This is a genomic window from Streptomyces sp. NPDC058198, assembly GCF_042882605.1.
Lineage (GTDB): Bacteria > Actinomycetota > Actinomycetes > Streptomycetales > Streptomycetaceae > Streptomyces.
Map to the genome: position 1 here is coordinate 315,553 of NZ_JBHVVP010000002.1, position 18,273 is coordinate 333,825.

13 protein-coding genes are annotated in these 18,273 nt (G+C 70.2%); 6 read left to right on the forward strand and 7 right to left on the reverse strand.

The window, feature by feature from the left end; all coding sequences use genetic code 11:
- Positions 1–33 precede the first annotated feature (33 nt).
- Together ACFVWW_RS09960 and ACFVWW_RS09965 are read right to left on the reverse strand one after the other, a co-directional pair.
- Complete coding sequence (locus ACFVWW_RS09960; protein WP_384178574.1) at positions 34–1,323, reverse strand: M18 family aminopeptidase; 1,290 nt, start codon at positions 1,321–1,323, stop codon at positions 34–36.
- A 251-nt stretch (positions 1,324–1,574) separates the two neighbouring features.
- Entirely contained in the window at positions 1,575–3,401 is a 1,827-nt protein-coding gene (locus ACFVWW_RS09965; protein ID WP_384328704.1) for an acyl-CoA dehydrogenase, read from the reverse strand.
- Between the two features lie 154 nt (positions 3,402–3,555).
- Here ACFVWW_RS09965 and ACFVWW_RS09970 point away from each other — a divergent pair, with 154 nt between their 5' ends.
- A complete protein-coding gene (locus ACFVWW_RS09970) occupies positions 3,556–4,041 on the forward strand; it encodes an SseB family protein (RefSeq protein ID WP_384178580.1) in 486 nt (161 codons plus the stop codon).
- An 85-nt stretch (positions 4,042–4,126) separates the two neighbouring features.
- Here the strand turns inward: ACFVWW_RS09970 and ACFVWW_RS09975 are convergent, their stop codons facing one another.
- Both ACFVWW_RS09975 and ACFVWW_RS09980 read right to left on the reverse strand, forming a co-directional pair.
- A complete protein-coding gene (locus ACFVWW_RS09975; protein WP_386877102.1) occupies positions 4,127–4,744 on the reverse strand; it encodes a hypothetical protein in 618 nt (205 codons plus the stop codon).
- Between the two features lie 59 nt (positions 4,745–4,803).
- Positions 4,804–5,385: a hypothetical protein gene (locus tag ACFVWW_RS09980; RefSeq protein ID WP_386877104.1), complete on the reverse strand. Its 582-nt coding sequence runs from the start codon at positions 5,383–5,385 to the stop codon at positions 4,804–4,806.
- 225 nt (positions 5,386–5,610) lie between these two features.
- On the opposite strand from ACFVWW_RS09980, the gene ACFVWW_RS09985 reads away from it, so the two are divergent.
- Together ACFVWW_RS09985 and ACFVWW_RS09990 are read left to right on the forward strand one after the other, a co-directional pair.
- The gene (locus ACFVWW_RS09985; RefSeq protein ID WP_384178589.1) at positions 5,611–6,555 is read left to right on the forward strand and encodes a pirin family protein; all 945 of its coding nucleotides are present in this window, start codon (positions 5,611–5,613) and stop codon (positions 6,553–6,555) included.
- A gap of 633 nt (positions 6,556–7,188) precedes the next feature.
- Positions 7,189–8,268 carry an AI-2E family transporter gene (locus ACFVWW_RS09990; protein ID WP_386877106.1) on the forward strand — a complete coding sequence of 360 codons (1,080 nt, stop codon included), beginning with the start codon at positions 7,189–7,191 and terminating at the stop codon, positions 8,266–8,268.
- Here the strand turns inward: ACFVWW_RS09990 and ACFVWW_RS09995 are convergent.
- A complete protein-coding gene (locus ACFVWW_RS09995; protein WP_386877108.1) occupies positions 8,220–10,478 on the reverse strand; it encodes a SpoIIE family protein phosphatase in 2,259 nt (752 codons plus the stop codon). The genes ACFVWW_RS09990 and ACFVWW_RS09995 overlap by 49 nt on opposite strands.
- A 115-nt stretch (positions 10,479–10,593) precedes the next feature.
- On the opposite strand from ACFVWW_RS09995, the gene aspS reads away from it, so the two are divergent.
- On the forward strand, positions 10,594–12,366 hold the full coding sequence (aspS, locus tag ACFVWW_RS10000; RefSeq protein WP_386877110.1) for an aspartate--tRNA ligase: 1,773 nt from the start codon (positions 10,594–10,596) through the stop codon (positions 12,364–12,366).
- A 338-nt stretch (positions 12,367–12,704) separates the two neighbouring features.
- Here the strand turns inward: aspS and metG are convergent, their stop codons facing one another.
- The gene (metG, locus tag ACFVWW_RS10005; RefSeq protein WP_384179102.1) at positions 12,705–14,312 is read right to left on the reverse strand and encodes a methionine--tRNA ligase; all 1,608 of its coding nucleotides are present in this window, start codon (positions 14,310–14,312) and stop codon (positions 12,705–12,707) included.
- A 235-nt stretch (positions 14,313–14,547) separates the two neighbouring features.
- Here metG and ACFVWW_RS10010 point away from each other — a divergent pair, with 235 nt between their 5' ends.
- Together ACFVWW_RS10010 and ACFVWW_RS10015 are read left to right on the forward strand one after the other, a co-directional pair.
- Positions 14,548–15,201: a response regulator transcription factor gene (locus tag ACFVWW_RS10010; RefSeq protein ID WP_384179432.1), complete on the forward strand. Its 654-nt coding sequence runs from the start codon at positions 14,548–14,550 to the stop codon at positions 15,199–15,201.
- Positions 15,201–16,433, forward strand: a complete 1,233-nt coding sequence (locus ACFVWW_RS10015) for an ATP-binding protein (protein WP_386877384.1) — start codon at positions 15,201–15,203, stop codon at positions 16,431–16,433. The genes ACFVWW_RS10010 and ACFVWW_RS10015 overlap by 1 nt, the downstream gene beginning before the upstream one ends.
- A gap of 51 nt (positions 16,434–16,484) precedes the next feature.
- Here the strand turns inward: ACFVWW_RS10015 and ACFVWW_RS10020 are convergent, their stop codons facing one another.
- Complete coding sequence (locus ACFVWW_RS10020) at positions 16,485–18,182, reverse strand: VWA domain-containing protein (RefSeq protein ID WP_386877112.1); 1,698 nt, start codon at positions 18,180–18,182, stop codon at positions 16,485–16,487.
- Positions 18,183–18,273: the final 91 nt, after the last annotated feature.

Sequence of the window (18,273 nt, forward strand, 5' to 3'; positions counted from 1 at the left end):
CGGACCTGGGCCCGCCGAGGCGGGTCGGGCTCCTCAGCCCTCCAGGAACGCCACCAGGGAGTTCGCCAGCAGGTACGGGTCGTCCGCGCCGCACAGCTCCCGCGCACTGTGCATCGAAAGGATCGCCACGCCGATGTCGACGGTCTGGATGCCGTGCCGCGCTGCGGTGATCGGGCCGATCGTCGTGCCGCAGGGCATCGAGTTGTTGGAGACGAACGACTGCCAGGGCACGCCGGCCTTCTCGCAGGCCGCGGCGAAGACGGCCCGGCCGCTGCCGTCCGTCGCGTACCGCATATTGACGTTGACCTTGAGGATCGGGCCGCCGTTGGCGCGCGGGTGGTGCGTCGGGTCATGGCGGTCGCCGTAGTTCGGGTGCACGGCGTGGCCGGTGTCCGACGACAGACAGACCGTGCCCGCGAAGGCCCGCGCCCGGTCCTCGTACGTACCGCCACGGGAGAGCACCGAGCGCTCCAGCACCGTGCCGAGCAGCGGTCCGTCCGCGCCGGTGTCCGACTGCGAGCCGTTCTCCTCGTGGTCGAAGGCGGCGAGCACCGGGATGTACGGGAGGGGTCCGCCGGCGACCGCGGCCAGCGCGGCCGTGCCCGCGTGCACCGACAGCAGGTTGTCCATCCGGGGCCCGGCCAGCAGCTCGCGGTCCCGGCCCAGGTAGGAGGGCGCCTCGATGGCGTGCGGCATCAGGTCCCAGCCGGTGACGTCCTCGGCCTCGACGCCCGCCTCCTCGGCCACGAAGCGGATCAGATCGCCCTCCTCGGGCTCCCCGAGGCCCCAGATCGGCTGCATGTGCCGCTGCCGGTCCAGCTTGAGGCCGTCGGTGTTGACCGAGCGGTCCAGATGTACGGCCAGCTGCGGGACGCGCAGCAGCGCGCGGTCGATGTTGACCAGCCGGTTCGAGCCGTCGCGCAGGGTGATGCGGCCCGCGAGCCCCAGATCGCGGTCGAGCCAGGTGTTGAGCAGCGTCCCGCCGTAGATCTCGACGGCGATCTGCCGCCAGCCGTACGAGCCGGTGTCCGGCAGCGGCTTCACCCGCAGATTGGGGGAGTCCGTGTGCGCGCCGATGATCCGGAACGGGGTATGCGGCTCGGCGCCCTCAGGTACGTACCAGGCGATGATCGCCCCGCCGCGCAGCACGAACCGCCCACCCGCCGAACCGTCCCAGGCGTCCGTCTCCAGCACCTGCCGGAAGCCGGCCTTCTCCAGGCGCTCCGCGGCATTTGCCACCGCGTGGTACGGCGATGGGCTGGCCGCGAGGAAGGACATGAGGTCGTCGGTGTGGCCGCGGTCGAAGCGGGCGGAAGTGCTCATGGGGTTCACCATAACGACGGGGCAGGACACCGGTCCCGTCACCGGTTGCAACGGCATGGGCCGGGTCGGGACAAGCTCCGCACATGGGTAGATCAGGCACGGGCGGCGGGGCGGAAGGCGAGGGAACGGCGGTCGGAAGGCGGAGGGACGGCGGTCGGACGGCGGGCGGACAAGCGGCAGGACACCTCTCCCCGAGAGATGCCCTGCCGATGCGGAAGCCGTGACGCGAGTGCCGCGGGCCAGGTCCTGTCCTAGAACGCGGCCTCGTCCAGCTCCATGAGGGAGTTGTCGACGGACTCGGCGAGCGCGCGCTGCGCCGAGACGTCCGGCAGCACGTTCGCCGCGAAGAACTTCGCGGCCGCGATCTTGCCCTGGTAGAACGCGACGTCCTTCGCGGCGGCCGTCTCCAGCTTCTCGGTGGCCACGGCGGCGCCGCGCAGCAGCAGGTAGCCGACGACCACATCGCCCGACGCCATCAGCAGGCGCGTGGTGTTGAGGCCGACCTTGTAGATGTTCTTGACGTCCTCGCCGGTGGCGGTGAGGTCGGTCAGCATCCGGCCGACGATCGCCTCCAGGTCGACGGCGGCCTTGGCGAGCGCGTCGCGGGCCGGGGCCAGCTCCGTACCGCCGGTGCCGACCGCGAGGAACTGCTTGATCTCCTCGGCGAGGGTGTTCAGCGCCTGGCCCTGGTCGCGGACGATCTTCCGGAAGAAGTAGTCCTGACCCTGGATGGCCGTGGTGCCCTCGTAGAGGGTGTCGATCTTGGCGTCCCTGATGTACTGCTCGATCGGGTACTCCTGCAGATAGCCGGAGCCGCCGAGGATCTGGAGCGCCTGCGCCAGCTGCTCGTACGACCGCTCGGAGCCGTAACCCTTCACTATCGGCAGCAGCAGGTCGTTCAGCCCGTTGAGCGCCTTGACGTCCTCGCCCCCGGCCTCCTTGACGGCGATCTCGTCCTGGACCGAGGCGGTGTACATGACGAGGGCGCGCATGCCCTCCGCGTACGCCTTCTGCGTCATCAGCGAGCGGCGCACGTCGGGGTGGTGCGTGATGGTGACCTTGGGCGCGGCCTTGTCCATGAACTGCGCCAGGTCGGGGCCCTGGACGCGCTCCTTGGCGTACTCCAGCGCGTTCAGATAGCCGGTGGAGAGGGTGGCGATGGCCTTCGTGCCGACCATCATCCGGGCGAACTCGATGATGCGGAACATCTGGCGGATGCCCTCGTGCTTGTCGCCGATCAGCCAGCCCTTGGCGGGGTGGCGGTCGCCGAAGGTCATCTCGCAGGTGTTGGACGCCTTGAGGCCCATCTTGTGCTCGACGTTCGTCGCGTAGACGCCGTTGCGCGCGCCCAGCTCGCCGGTCTCCCAGTCGAACTCGTACTTCGGCACGAGGAACAGGGACAGGCCCTTCGTGCCCGGTCCCGCGCCCTCGGGGCGGGCGAGGACGTAGTGAAGGATGTTCTCCGACATGTCGTGCTCACCGGAGGTGATGAAGCGCTTCACGCCCTCGATGTGCCAGGTGCCGTCGGGCTGCTCGACCGCCTTCGTGCGGCCCGCGCCGACGTCCGAGCCGGCGTCCGGCTCGGTGAGGACCATCGTGGAGCCCCAGCGCTTCTCGACGGCTATCGCGGCGGCCTTCTTCTGCGCCTCGTTGCCCTCCTCGTAGAGGATGCCGGCGAAGGCCGGGCCCGAGGCATACATCCACACGGCGGGGTTGGCGCCGAGGAGCAGCTCCGCGTAGGCCCAGATCAGGGAGCGGGGCGAGGTCGTGCCGCCGATCTCCTCGGGCAGGCCCAGACGCCAGTACTCGGAGTCCATGTAGGCCTGGAAGCTCTTCTTGAAGGCCGCGGGCACCGGCGCGGTGTTGGTCTCGGGGTCGAACACCGGCGGGGTGCGGTCGGCTTCCGTGAACGACTCGGCGAGGTCGGTCTCCGCGAGGCGGACGACCTCTTCGAGGATGCTCTTGGCGGTCTCCACGTCCATCTCCGCGAACGGACCCGTGCCGTAGAGCTTGTCGCGCCCGAGGACCTCGAAGAGGTTGAACTCGATGTCGCGGAGATTCGACTTGTAGTGCCCCATGGCGACGACTCCGTAAGGATCGGGGAGGCAGATTCCTCATCCATTTACCGGTAAGTAGCTCCGATGATGCTACCCATGGGTAATAAGATGCAACCCCTTCCGGGCATCTGTGACGAGGCTCCCCCCGGCGGCATTCCTCAGTACTCTTGCGCTCATGTACGGCTACGACCAGAACCCGGGCGCTCAGCAGCAGTACCCGCACCCCCAGCAGCAGCCGCAGCAGCCGATGGGCGGCGTCGGCGCGGGCGGGTACGGAGAGCAGCCGCTGTACCCGGAGCCGTCGCCTCCGTCGCTCGGGGACGCCGTGCGGGCGTTCACGACGGGGTCGCTGGCGGCCGAGGACTTCCAGCAGATCTTCGCGACGTCGAAGGTCTACTGCCCGCGGGGCGACAACCCCGGATTCCTGGCGCTGCACAACACCCAGCAGCCGGTGATCCCGATGTTCAGCACGCTCAAGGAGCTGCGGCGGTACGCGGGCAAGGAGTCGAAGTACTTCGTGATCACGGGCGCGGAGGTGATCGACCTGCTGCCGACGGGGTACGGCTTCGTGCTCGACATGGAGGGCGACCACCGGATGGTGTTCGACGCGAAGGCGGTCGAGCAGATGGTGGACTTCGCGATGCGCCGTATGTACGGCTGACCTGTACGGCTGACCGTTTTCTCACAGCTGGGGCCCGTACCTGTCGTATCGGTACGGGCCCCGGAGCTGTGCCGGCGGGCGGGTCTCAGGCGCAGTGCTCGGCCTTCTCCTGATCGGTCATCGCCCGGGTGTGCTGCGTCTTGGTGCTCGGCGCGTCGGGCAGCGGACCGGTCGCGTCGAACGGCACGTACCAGTAGTAGTGGCCGTAGAAGCGGTCCGGGAAGTGCAGCTCGTACGTACCGCTGACGCGCTGCATCTGGGCCTCGCGGGTCACCCAGCCGACCTCACCGGGGCGCACGTCGACGTTCGTCTGCTCCGACTCGGTGTGTGAGCTCTCCCACGTGTGCTGGTAGCTGGTCTCGATGGTCATCTTGAAGACGAGCGAGAAGCCGTACTCCGCGCTCAGTGAGACCCCGACGCTGTTCGACTCGCCGGTGGTGTCGGACCAGCCGACGGTGGAGCGCTGGAGGTCCGCGGTGCAGTTGAAGGCGCTGTCGCCGACCTGGTGGGCCTCACCCATGGACACCTGGGGCGGCCCGTCGGGATGGAAGACGCACACGTCGGTGCCGTTGTCGCACTTGTCGAGCAGCTCGCGGATGGTGGGCTGCTCCTCCGCCTGTGCGGCGGTGGGGGCCATGAGGACGGCGCTTCCCGCGGTGACGAGGGCTGCCAGGAAGACGGGGAGCCGGACTCTTGTGGTCATGGTGACCTCCGAGGGGTGTGGGGGGATTCTTGTGGGGGGAAGCCGGCCGGGGCCGGCGGTCAGCTGAAGCCGATGGACTGGGCGCGGTCGTTCATGAACGAGCCGACGTCCGGGCTGTTCTCCTTGAACGGGCCGTCCCTGTCGCCGCCGAGGCCGGGCTCCGGGTAGAGCCAGAGCCAGCAGTCGGCCCACGGCTGTACGGAGGAGACCCGGTTCTTCCAGTCGTCGGGAAGGTCGTACTGGTAGTTCACCCAGCCGTCCTTCTTGCACGGCTCGGCGCCGTAGATGGTCAGTGAGGACCCGCCGTACTGGCCGTCCTCGAAGAAGGTGCCCTGGACGACCTCATCGGCCTGGAGGGCCTTCATCTCCGTACGGAAGGCCCTGCCCCGGTCGCCCTGGGCGGCCGTCCGTGGGGAGGACGGCGCGTCGGTGACCTGGCCGCCGGTGGCTGCCGCGATGGCCTGGGGGAAGCTCGCGAAGCAGCTCTCGGTGCCGGTGCGGGTGTCCATGACGCAGTGCGGGAGGTCCGCGGCGGCGGCCTCCCTGTCTTCGGTGGCACCGGCCGAGGGTGCGGCCACGGCGCCGGCCAGTAGCAGTGCCGCTGTGAGGATCCCGCTGGTGCGGGCGGTTCTTGCAGCCATGCGCAACTCCACTTCCGGGAAAGGTAGTTGATCGCGACTCGCCTGCTCGAAACGAGCATGACAAAACCGGATGCCCGCGATTGCCCGCTATCCGGGGCGTCACCGCTGGTGGCGCTCTCCCGCGTGCCCGGAACCGGCGGGGTTTCGGGCACGGGAATGGATGCCGCCTTGCAGGATGTTCACTGTTCAACTAAATTGAGAGCAGAACAATCCGAGGAGGCCCTCATGCCCGCAGTGACCGTCGAAAACCCGCTGACCCTGCCCCGGGTGGTGGCTCCGGCCGACGCCGTGGCCCGTCCCGTGCTCACCGTGACGACCGCGCCCAGCGGGTTCGAGGGCGAGGGCTTCCCGGTACGCCGCGCGTTCGCGGGGATCAACTACCAGCACCTCGACCCGTTCATCATGATGGACCAGATGGGTGAGGTGGAGTACGCGCCGGGCGAGCCCAAGGGCACGCCGTGGCACCCGCACCGCGGCTTCGAGACCGTCACGTACCTGATCGACGGGACCTTCATCCACCAGGACAGCAACGGTGGCGGCGGGACCATCCAGAACGGTGACACCCAGTGGATGACGGCCGGCTCCGGCCTGCTGCACATCGAGGCTCCGCCGGAGTCGCTGGTCACGTCCGGCGGGCTGTTCCACGGCCTGCAGCTGTGGGTGAACCTGCCGGCGTCCGACAAGATGATGGACCCCCGGTACCAGGACATCCGCGGCGGCCAGGTGCAGCTGCTGACGTCGCCGGACGGCGGGGCGCTGCTGCGGGTGATCGCGGGCGAGCTGGACGGGCACGAGGGTCCTGGCGTCACGCACACCCCGATCACGATGATCCACGCGACGCTGCGGCCGGGGGCCGAGATCACGCTGCCGTGGCGCGAGGACTTCAACGGCCTCGCGTACGTCCTGGCGGGCCGCGGCTCGGTCGGTGCGGAGCGGCGGCCGGTGCGCATGGGGCAGACGGCGGTGTTCGGCGCGGGCGGCACGATGACCGTACGGGCGGACGAGTCCCAGGACTCGCACACGCCGGACCTGGAGGTCGTGCTGCTGGGCGGGCGTCCGATCCGTGAGCCGATGGCGCACTACGGTCCGTTCGTGATGAACAGCCACGCGGAGCTTCAGCAGGCGTTCGACGACTTCCAGGCGGGCCGCCTGGGCACGGTGCCGGCGTAGCCGTTGTTTTGTCGTCCGGTGTGGGCGTGGGCCAGTCGTCGGGGTGCGGGTGCGGGTCGCCGTCCGGCGGGGGGTGCGGGGTCGTTTGTCGTGGTGCGGGTGCCGGGGGTTCCGGAGGTGCATGTCCGGACTGCATGATTTACGGCGCCCTGCGGACCGGTTCTCGGCTGACTGGTAGTCGTGCGCCACAAATCACGCTTTACGTCCGGACACGCACCTCCTGCACCCCCGACCCCCTCCCGCCGGTGGTCCCGCGCCAGGCGGCTCGTGGGCCTGGGGCCCGGGGGGTCTGTGGCGGGAGGCGAAGGGGGACGGGTAGGGGTGGTGTCCAGGACGTAGAGCGTGATTTGTGGCGCACGACAACCGGTCACGTGACTTCCGGTCCGCACGCGCCGTAAATCATGCAGTCCAGGACACCACCCCTGCCCGGCCCCCGGCGACAACCCGCACGCAAGCACCGGCCCCCGCCCAAGACAAGCCGTACCCCCGCCGGACGGCGACCCGCACCCGGCGACAACCCGCACCCGAACACCGGCCCCCGCCCAAGACAAGCCGTACCCCCCGCCGGACGGCGACCGCGCGAACAGACCACGCGCGCAAGACAAGCGTTCCGCCGCGTGGTCGGGTAAGAGCGTGCCGTCGACCGTCCTTCTTCCCGAGAGCGCTCGGCGCCTCGCCGCCTGGTGCGTGGTGGTGCTGCTCATCTCCGGCGTCGGCGCCGTCGCGATCTGGCTCTGCGTCACCTTCAAGCCCGCCGTCACCCCCGTACTGCTCGCCATCCTCGGCACCGCCCTGCTCGGCCCCCTGCACCGGCGGCTCGTCGCGATGAAGCTCAACCGGTCGCTCGCCGCCGCGCTGACCTGCGTCGCCGTCGTGGCCGTGGTCGGCGGCGCGGGATACATCGTGGTCAACGCGCTGGTCGACTCCGGGGACCAGATCCTGTCCTCGCTGCGGCAGGCGGCGAAGGACCTGACCGAGCACTTCGGCGCCGCCGGGACCTCGCTGGACGATCTGGCGAAGAACGCCAGGTCGCTGATCGGGAAGTTCGGCGCCACCGCCGCGTCCGGGGTGATCACCGGGCTGAGCGTCGTCGGCGAGCTGATCGCCACCGCCGTGCTCGCGCTGCTGCTGATGTTCTTCTTCCTGCGCGACTCGAACAGGGTGGCCGGCGGGCTCAGGTCGCTCGCGCCGCACGCGACCGGGGAGATCGTCGAGGCGATGGCGCGCCGCGCCTTCGGGGCCGTCGAGGGCTTCATGCGCGGCACCACGGTCATCGCCTTCATCGACGCGGTCTGCATCACCGTCGGCCTGCTGATCCTGCGGGTGCCCGGCGCCGTCGGGCTCGGCGCGCTGGTCTTTGTCGGCGCGTACATCCCATACCTCGGCGCGTTCATCTCCGGCGCGGTCGCCGTGCTCGTCGCGCTCGCCGACCGGGGCTGGGTGATCGGGCTGTGGGCGCTCGGGGTCGTCCTTGCTGTGCAGGTACTGGAGGGGCATGTGCTCCAGCCGGTGATCCAGAGCCGTACGGTCCAGATGCACCCGGCCGTGGTGATACTGGCGATCACGGCGGGGGCCAGCGTCGCCGGGATCCTGGGCATGCTGCTCGCCGTACCGCTGACGGCCGCCGCGTTCGGCGTGCTCTCCGAGCTGCGGCGCCGCTACGGTCACGACGACGACGCGTCCGGCTCCGGTCCCGGCCTCCCGCACTCGTAGAGCTCGAACCAGATCGACTTGCCGTCGCCCCGGGGGTTCACCCCCCACGCATCAGCCAGTACCTCCATCAGCACCAGCCCGCGCCCGCTGGACGCCAGCTCGCCCGGGCTGCGGCGGTGCGGCAGGTCGTCGCTGGTGTCCGTGACCTCGACCCGCAGCCGCCGGTTCCCGCGCTCGCCGCCCGCCTCGGCGACCAGCAGCGCGTCGCCGTCCGTGTGGACCAGCACATTGGTGACCATCTCCGAGACCATCAGCTCCGCGGAGTCGATCTGCTCCGCGTCCGACCAGTCGTGCAGCAGATCGCGCAGCTGCTGCCGGGCGCCCGCGATCCGCTCCGGCTCGGCCTGGGCGACGGTCACCGCGGTGCGCCGCGTCGTGCGGCGGTCCGTACGGGCGAGCGCGCTGTCCCGGGCGAGCAGCAGAAGCGCGATGTCGTCCTCGCGGCGGTCCGCGAGCGGTCCTGTCGTGTAGTACGAGGAGGGCCCGTGCACGGCCTGCACCAGGGCGTCGGCGAGCTTCTCCAGGGATGCGCCGCCCTCCTGCTCCAGGACGGGCCGCAGCCGCTTCCAGCCGGACATGAGATCGTGCCCGCCGGTCTCGAGCAGCCCGTCCGTGAACAGCATCAGCGTCTCGCCGGGCCCCAGCTCCAGCCGGGTCGTCGGATAGTCGGAGTCGGCCTCGACACCGAGCGGCAGCCCGCCCGGGGTCTGCCGGATCATCGCCGTCCCGTCGGCCGTACGGATCACCGGGTTGGGGTGGCCCGCGCGGGCCATGTCGAGGGTTCCGCTCTCCGGGTCGACCTCCAGATAGAGGCAGGTCGCGAAGCGCGGACCGGACACGATGAAATCGTCGACGGCCCAGCCCGCCCGCGCCGCGGCCCCGCTCGGGGAGCCCGTGACCACCCCGCCCACCGCGCCCGCGCCCGCCGCGGAGCCGTCCCCGCCGTCCCGCCCCGGGTAGTGCTGGAGCCCGGCCAGGAAGCGCGAGGCCCGCGAGAGCACCGCGTCCGGCCGGTGCCCCTCGGAGGCGTACGCGCGCAAGGCGATCCGCAGCTGCCCCATCAGGCCGGCCGCCCGTACGTCATGCCCCTGGACGTCCCCGATGACCAGCGCGAACCGTCCGCCCCCGGTGCCGTCCGCCCGGGCCGCGCCGCCCGGCAGCGGGATCATGTCGTACCAGTCGCCGCCGACCTGGAGTCCGCCGCCGGTCGGCACGTACCGCGCCGCCACCGTCATCCCCGGGATCCCGTTCCCGAGCTTGGGCATCATCCCGCGCCGCGGACCGAGGGACAGTTCCCGCTCGGACTCGGCGACCTCGGCGCGGTCCAGCGCCTGCGCCAGCATGCGCGCCACCGTCGTCAGCACCGACCGCTCGTCGGGGGAGAACGCGACGCGGTGCTTGAAGGCGGCCATCCAGGTGCCCAGCGTGCGGCCCGACACGGTCAGCGGGAGAAAGGCCCAGGAGTGGCGGTCGAAGCGCTGGACGTACTGCCAGGTGGCGGGGTAGCGGGCGTGGTAGGACTCCGGCGTCGGCAGATAGACGGCCCGGCCGGTCCGTACGACCTCGGCCGCCGGATAGTCCGTCTCGACCGCCATGTCCTCGAACGGACCCACGTCCCCGGCGTCGTGCCCGTGGTGCCCGATGATCCTGAGCCGCTCGCCGGTGAGGCTGAAGACCGCGAGTCCGTCGGGCGAGAAGCCGGGCATGGACAGGGACGCGGCGACCCGCAGCACCTCGGCGGTGGAGCGGGCCTCGGCCAGCGCCCGGCCCGCGTCGAGCAGGAAGGCCTCGCGGGAGCGGCGCCAGTCCCCGGTGATCGAGGTCCCCTCGACCACGGTCCCGGGGGGCGGTTCGGTGACTTCCTGGAGCGTGCCGAACAGCTCGTACTCCCGGTGCCCGCCGGGCCGGGACGTGATGACCGGCTTGGCTCGGGCCCGTACGGTACGGAGCACGCGGCCGTCCTCGTCCACGATCCGCAGCCGTGCCTCGGCGAGGGTGTCGTCGGTGAGCGCGAGCCGCACGATGCCGTCGATCTCGTTCCGGTCGACGGGGTGGAAACGGGCCCGCGCCGCGGCCTCGGTGACGTTCACGGATCCGGCGGGCAGCCCGAGGAGCCGGGCCGCCTCCGTGTCGAGGGTGACCGTTCCGGACACGCTGTCCCAGCGCCACAGCCCGGTCGCGAGTGCGGCCAGGACATCCTCGGTGCGCATTTCCCCACCTTATGGATAGACGAGGACCAATCGCCACCGAGAACCCGGCCACGGCCGGACGGTAGCCTTAGGCCGGACGACATAACCCCGACTTGCTAAGACTGGATGAACGACGATGCATCGGTACAGGTCTCACACCTGCGGCGAGCTCCGCGCCTCTGACGTCGGCACCGACGTCCGACTGAGCGGCTGGCTGCACAATCGCAGGGACCTGGGCGGCATCCTCTTCATCGATCTGCGCGACCACTACGGTCTGGTCCAGCTCGTCGCCCGCCCCGGCACCGCCGCCAACGAGGCGCTCTCGAAGCTCACGAAGGAGACCGTCGTCCGTATCGACGGCACGGTCTCCGCGCGCGGTGCGGAGAACGTCAACCCGGAGCTGCCGACCGGCGAGATCGAGATCGAGGTCTCCGAGGTCGAGATCCTCGGCGCGGCCGGCCCGCTGCCGTTCACGATCAACGCCGAGGACGGCGTCAACGAGGAACGGCGCCTGGAGTACCGCTTCCTCGACCTGCGCCGTGAGCGCATGCACCGCAACATCATGCTGCGTACGGCCGTCATCTCCGCCATCCGGCACAAGATGACCGCGCTCGGCTTCAACGAGATGGCCACCCCGATCCTCACCGCGACCTCTCCCGAGGGCGCCCGTGACTTCGTGGTCCCCTCCCGGCTGAACCCCGGCAAGTTCTACGCGCTGCCGCAGGCCCCGCAGCAGTTCAAGCAGTTGCTGATGATCTCGGGCTTCGACCGCTACTTCCAGATCGCGCCGTGCTTCCGCGACGAGGACGCCCGCGCCGACCGCTCGCCGGGCGAGTTCTACCAGCTCGACGTCGAGATGAGCTTCGTCGAGCAGGAGGACGTCTTCCGGCCGATCGAGAAGCTGATGACCGAGCTCTTCGAGGAGTTCGGCAACGGCCGCCATGTCACCTCCCCCTTCCCGCGCATCCCGTTCCGCGAGTCGATGCTGAAGTACGGCAACGACAAGCCGGACCTGCGGGCCAAGCTGGAACTGGTCGACATCTCGGACGTCTTCGCGGACTCCGAGTTCAAGGCGTTCGCCGGCAAGCACGTCCGCGCCCTGCCGGTGCCCGACACCGCGGGACAGTCGCGCAAGTTCTTCGACGGGCTCGGTGACTTCGCCGTCGAGCACGGCGCGAAGGGCCTGGCCTGGGTGCGAGTCGGCGAGGACGGGACGCTGAGCGGCCCGATCGCCAAGTTCCTCACCGAGGAGAACGTCAAGGACCTCACCGGGCGTCTCGCACTCGCCCCCGGCCACGCGATCTTCTTCGGCGCGGGCGAGTTCGACGAGGTCTCCAAGATCATGAGCGCGGTCCGCGTCGAAACCGCCAAGCGCGCGGGGCACTTCGAGGAAGGCGTCTTCCGGTTCTGCTGGATCGTCGACTTCCCGATGTACGAGAAGGACGAGGAGACCGGGAAGATCGACTTCTCGCACAACCCGTTCTCGATGCCCCAGGGCGGCCTTGACGACCTGGAGACCAAGGACCCGCTGGACATCCTCGCCTGGCAGTACGACATCGTCTGCAACGGCATCGAGCTGTCCTCCGGCGCGATCCGTAACCACGAGCCCGAGCTGATGCTCAAGGCGTTCGAGATCGCCGGATACGACCGCGAGACCGTCGAGCACGAATTCGCGGGCATGCTCCGCGCGTTCCGCCTCGGCGCCCCGCCGCACGGCGGTATCGCCCCGGGCGTCGACCGCATCGTGATGCTGCTGGCCGACGAGCCGAACATCCGCGAGACGATCGCCTTCCCGCTCAACGGCAACGCGCAGGACCTGATGATGGGCGCGCCGACCGAACTGGACGAGACCCGCCTGCGCGAACTGAACATCGCCCTCCGCAAGCCGGTAGCCAAGTCCGGCGAATAACGACGCCCTTCGAGCCCCCAAGAGGGCCCGTAACCGACAAGAGGCCCGCAACCAAAAGGTTCCGGGCCTCTTCTCGTGCGGCGCGGCTGAATCAGCTCAGCGTTCTATCTGTCGCCCGCGGCGTCTGGTGCGGTGCATCGCAAGGCGGAGGATCGTCCTCGTACTGGACGTACTTGGACGACTCCGACAACGCAGCGAGGTGCCGCCCGCCGCGGCAGCGGCTGATGTCACTGCGGCGTCGCGGGCCCGCGAAGATCGACCGGACAGGGCCTAAGGGCCCGGAGCCGTGGTGTGTGGCTGGGTCCGGGCCCTTTCCGTGTTGCTTCGTGTGCTCGCGCCTATGCGGTGGGCTTTTCCTCCAGGCGGGGGAACAGCACCGCGCCCTTCGTTACCGTCGCGCCCGCGGGGAGCTGGCCCCAGACGCCCGCGTTCTGGACCTTCTGGTCCGCGAGTGCGCCCAGCGACTCCGCCGCGCCCAGTGAGTCCCACAGCTTCTGCGAGGTCTCCGGCATCACCGCGTTGAGCAGGACGGCGACCGCGCGCAGCGACTCGGAGGCCGTGTAGAGGATCGTCGCCAGCCGTGCCTGGCCCTCGGCCGACTCGTCCTTCGCGACCTTCCAGGGCTCCTGCTCGGTCAGATAGCCGTTGACCCGCTTCACGAAGTCGAAGACCGCCGCGATACCGCCCGCGAAGTCCAGCTCCTCGCCGATCTTCCGGTCGGCCTCGGCGACCGCCGCGGCCAGTGCGTCCCGTACGGCCTGCTCGGCGTCGCCCGCCGCCGTGTCCGCGGGCAGCGCGCCGCCGAAGTACTTGCCGACCATGGCCGCGACGCGCGAGGCGAGGTTGCCGAAGTCGTTGGCCAGCTCGGAGGTGTAGCGGGCGCTGAAGTCCTCCCACGAGAACGAGCCGTCCTGCCCGAAGGCGATGGCCCGCAGGAAGTACCAGCGGTACGCGTCGACGCCGAAGTGCGAGGTCAGGTCCTGCGGCTTGATGCCGGTCAGATTCGACTTCGACATCTTCTCGCCGCCGACCATCAGCCAGCCGTTGGCGGCGACCCTGCCGGGCACGGGCAGACCCTGCGCCATCAGCATGGCGGGCCAGATGATCGTGTGGAAGCGCAGGATGTCCTTGCCGATGAGGTGGACGTCCGCGGGGAAGGTCGAGTCGAACTTCGCCTGGTTGGCGCCGTAGCCGACGGCCGTCGCGTAGTTGAGCAGCGCGTCGATCCACACGTAGATGACGTGCTTCTCGTCCCACGGCACCGGGACGCCCCAGTCGAAGGTCGAGCGCGAGATCGACAGGTCCTGGAGGCCCTGCTTGACGAAGTTCACGACCTCGTTGCGGGCGGACTCGGGCTGGATGAAGCCGGGGTTGGCCTCGTAGTGCTCCAGCAGCTTCGTGGCGTACGCGCTGAGCTTGAAGAAGTAGTTCTCCTCCTTGAGGATCTCCACCGGCGTCTTGTGGATCGCGCACAGCTTGACGCCGTTGTCGTCCTCGATCAGCTCGCCGGGGAGTTTGTACTCCTCGCAGCCCACGCAGTACGGGCCTTCGTAGCCGCCCTTGTAGATCTCGTCCTTGTCGTACAGGTCCTGCACGAACTCCTGCACACGGTCGGTGTGCCGCTTCTCCGTCGTCCGGATGAAGTCGTCGTTCGCGATGTTCAGGTGCTCCCAGAGGGGCTTCCAGGACTCCTCGACGAGCTTGTCGCACCACTCCTGCGGGGTGACCCCGTTCGCTTCCGCGGTGCGCATGATCTTCTGACCGTGCTCGTCCGTGCCGGTGAGGTACCACACCTTCTCGCCGCGCTGGCGATGCCAGCGGGAGAGCACGTCGCCTGCGACGGTCGTGTAGGCGTGGCCCAGGTGAGGAGCGTCGTTGACGTAGTAAATGGGGGTGGTGACGTAGTACGCCTTCCCACCCTGCTCTTCGGATCCAGTGGCCGCCATGGTCGAAATGGTATAGGCCCGGCGATGGTCCCTTCACATCGATAAAGGGTGGTGGACGGCGGTGGGCAGCCTTCGACAGCGGCGGGGCCGGCGGTGGGGCGCGGTGCTGGAGAGCTTTGCGAAACACCCTTTGCCGTAGACAGGCCCATCCTGGGAGGAGAAGGGCATCATGAACGAAGAGGGACAGGGGCTCACGGTCGAGCGCCGGGCGGGGCACGAGGCGGGGGACGAGGGTATGCGGGTACTGGTCGCCGAGGACGAGGAGGTCCTGGCCGAGCTGGTGGCCACCGGGCTGCGGCGGGCGGGATTCGCCGTCGACACGGTGTACAGCGGTGACGCGGCCCTCGCCTATCTGGGACTGCACGATTACGACGTGGTCGTCCTCGACCGCGATCTGCCACGCGTCCACGGCGACGACGTCGCGCGCAAGCTGGTCGCCGAGTCGTCCCGTACGCGCATTCTGATGCTCACCGCGTCCGCGTCCATGGAGGAGCGGGTCGCGGGCCTCGACCTGGGCGCCGACGACTATCTGGGCAAGCCCTTCGAGTTCCCCGAGCTGGTCTCCCGGGTGCGCGCCCTGCGGCGGCGCAGCGCCAGGCCCGTACCGCCGCAGCTGGAGCGGCACGGGGTGCGGCTCGATTCCGTACGGCGGACGGCTTCGCGGGACGGGCAGCCGCTGGATCTCTCGCCCAAGGAGTTCTCCGTCCTGCAGATCCTGCTGGAGGCGGACGGGGCGCCGGTTTCGGCGGAAGAGCTGCTGGAGCGGGCCTGGGACGCGCACGCGGATCCGTTCACGGGCGCCGTCCGGGTCTGTCTGAGCAAGCTGCGGGGCAAGCTCGGCGATCCGCCGCTGATCCGTACGGTGCAGGGCGTGGGATACGCCCTGTGATGCGGCCGATAGGCGCGATACGCGCGGGCACGTGGCCCGCGCCGATCGCCGGCTCCACCATCCGTACCCGCATCGCGCTCATCTACGGCGGGGTCTTCGTCGTGCTCGGCGGCTGTCTGCTGACCGTGGTCAATCTGCTCTCCAACGCGGGTACGGAGAACGAGGCCGCGGCCATCGCCGCCCGGGTGGCGCCGGTCCCGGTGGCGCCCGCGCTGCCCGCCGCATCGGTGCGCGGGCTGATCACCGGGCGGCAGATCGCGCCGGTCACCGTCTACCAGGTCACCGACAACGTCAGCGAGGCCGCCTCCCACGAGATGCTGTTCTGGTCGATCGCCGCGCTGCTGGTGATGGCGGCGTGCGCGGTGGGGGTCGGCTGGTGGACAGCAGGGCGGGTGCTGCGGCCGGTGCACGCGATGACGGCCAAGGCCCGTCGGCTCTCCGAGCGCAATCTCCATGAACGGATCGGGGCGAGCGGTCCCGACGACGAGCTGAAGGAACTGGGCGACACGCTGGACGCGCTGCTGGCGCGGCTGCAGAAGGCCTTCGACAGCCAGCGCAGGTTCATCGCGAACGCCTCGCACGAGCTGCGGACCCCGCTGGCGACGCAGCGCGCCGCGATCCAGGTCGGTCTGGAGGACCTCGGCTCACCGGAGGAGCTGGCCCGTACGAAGCAGACCCTGCTCGACAACAACCGGCGCAGTGAGCAGCTCATCGAGGGACTGCTCGTGCTGGCGCGCAGCGAGCGCGAGGTCGAGGACCAGGAGCTGGTCGATCTGGGCGAGACGGTGGCGGAGGAGGCGGCTCGGTACGGCCTGTCCGCGTCCGGCGTGTACGGGGACGCGGATGCGGACGCGGACGCGGGTGCCGATTCCGGTGCCGGTGGTTGCGTGGTGCGGGGGAACCGGCTGTTAATCGGTCAGTTGGTGGGAAACCTGCTGGCCAACGCGGTCTCGTACAACGTGCCCGGCGGGGCGGTGGAGATCTGCGTCCGCGGGTGCGTGCTCGTGGTGCGTAACAACGGTCCCGAGGTGGCCGAGGCGGACATTCCCGCGCTGTTCGAACCGTTCAGACGGGGTGAGGGCCGCGATCGGATGGGCCCGGGGGCGGGGCTCGGTCTCTCCATCGTGCGCTCGATCGCGGTGGCGCACGGGGGGACGGTCACGGCGGCGCCGGGCGGGCCCGGCGGGGGTCTGACGGTGACAGTGACGCTGCCGCCGGCCGCGCGTGACTGACGCGGGCCGACGGCAGCGGTCGGTTCATCTCGGTGCTTGTCGTTCGGTGCGTTACGGCTTCCAGCCGGCGAGCAGCTCGCGGTAGAGGTCGGCGTCCGCGACCTCGCGGGGCGCCGGTCCTGCGTGGGTGAACCCGACGTTGTCCATCCCCAGCTTGCGCAGGAAGTCGAACGCCTTGGAGTCGTGCTCCCCGAACGCCACGAACGACCAGTAGAACGGCTTGCCCGCCACATCGACGAGCGCCTGCTTCGCGGGCTGCTTGGCGTCGGGCGCCCCGTCCGTCTGGAAGACGACGAGCACCGGCCCTTCGGCCCCCGACTTCTCGTGGTGCTCGACGACCTCTTCGACGGCCCGGTGGTAGCTGGTACGGCCCATGCGCCCGAAGCCGGCGTGCGCCGTGTCCACGACGCTCTCGTACGCGGTGAGAGCGAGGTCGGCCGTGCCGTCGATGTCGGTGGAGAAGAACACCGTGTGGACGACGGCCTTCTCGTCGAGGTGGGCGGCGAGGGCGAGTGTCTGCTCGGCGAGGTGCTGGGCGCTGCCGTCCTTGTAGTACGGCCGCATGGACCCCGACCGGTCGAGAACGAGATACACGCTGGCGCGCTGCCCGTCGATCCCCCGGCCCTTGAGCGCGTCCCCGGCGGCCGCGTAGTGCTCGACGAGCCCGGGGGCGATGGCCTCCGGGCTCGGGGTGGACAGGGGCGCGGTCGCGGCGGCGGCGGTCGCCGCTACGGGCTCGGGTACGGGTACGGGCTCGGGCGTGGGTACCGGCTCGGGCTCGGCCGCCTCCGTGGTGTCGTCCGCGATGACCGGCTCGGCCGTCGGCACGTCGGTCTCGTCCTGCGCCTGGGGCGCGGGTACGGGCTCGGGTGCCGGCGTGGCCACGGGCTCGGGCACGATCTCCCGAGCCGCTGCGTTGTCGGCCTCAGCCGCGGTCTCAGCCGCGGTCTCGGCCTCAGGCGCAGCCTCGTCCGTGTCAGCAGCCACGACCTCAGGCTCGGTCTCGGCCGCGACCTCAGCCGCGACCTCAGGCTCGGTCTCGGCCTCCGGCGTCGTGGGGGCCGGAACGGCCGCCTCTGACGTGGTGGTTGGCTCCGGCGTGCTCTCCGGCTCGTTCTCCGGCTCGCTCTCCGGCGCCGGGGCGACCGGGTCCTCGGCGTCCGCCGGGACGACCGGGTCGGCCTCCGCCTGCGGGTTGTTCCTCGGGGCCGTAACGTCCACCGGCGGTACGGGCGTTGCCTCCGGCTCGGCGTCAGTCTCCGTCGTGTCAGCGGCAGTGTCTGCGGCGGCGGCGGCAGCAGCGTCTGCGTCTGCGGCAGCGGCCGGTTCCGGCTCCGCCGTCGTCTGTGCCGGGACCGTCGCTGACGGTGCGTCGTCGGTCGAGCGCGTCGTCTGCGCCGGGACGGTTCCGTCCTGCGCGGCCGGACGGGGGTTGTCGAACGCCGCGGCCACCAGGTCCGCGGCCCCCTCCGCCGAGGACGACGCGCGGGCCGGCGCCGGCACGGTCACACCCGGGTCGGCCGCAGCCGTACCCGTAGCCGTCGCCGTAGCGGTGCCCGTCGTTGTCTCCGTCGTCGTCTCCGTGGCCGCGGCCGTCTCCGTGCCCGTACCCGTCTCCGGGTCCTTGGGCGCCGGCTTCGCCGACTCCGTACGGTCGGCCTGGGGCGGTACGGAGGCTGCCACCGACTCGTTGCGGTCCTCCGCACGGTCGCGTCCGAACACCTTGCGCAGCAAGCTCCGAATGCCCATATGCGAGGCCTTTCAGATGAGTTGGGTGCGGTGTCCGCCCCGCCGCCGGAGAGTCACGAAAAACGCGGCATCCCTGGCCAGGGCGGATACG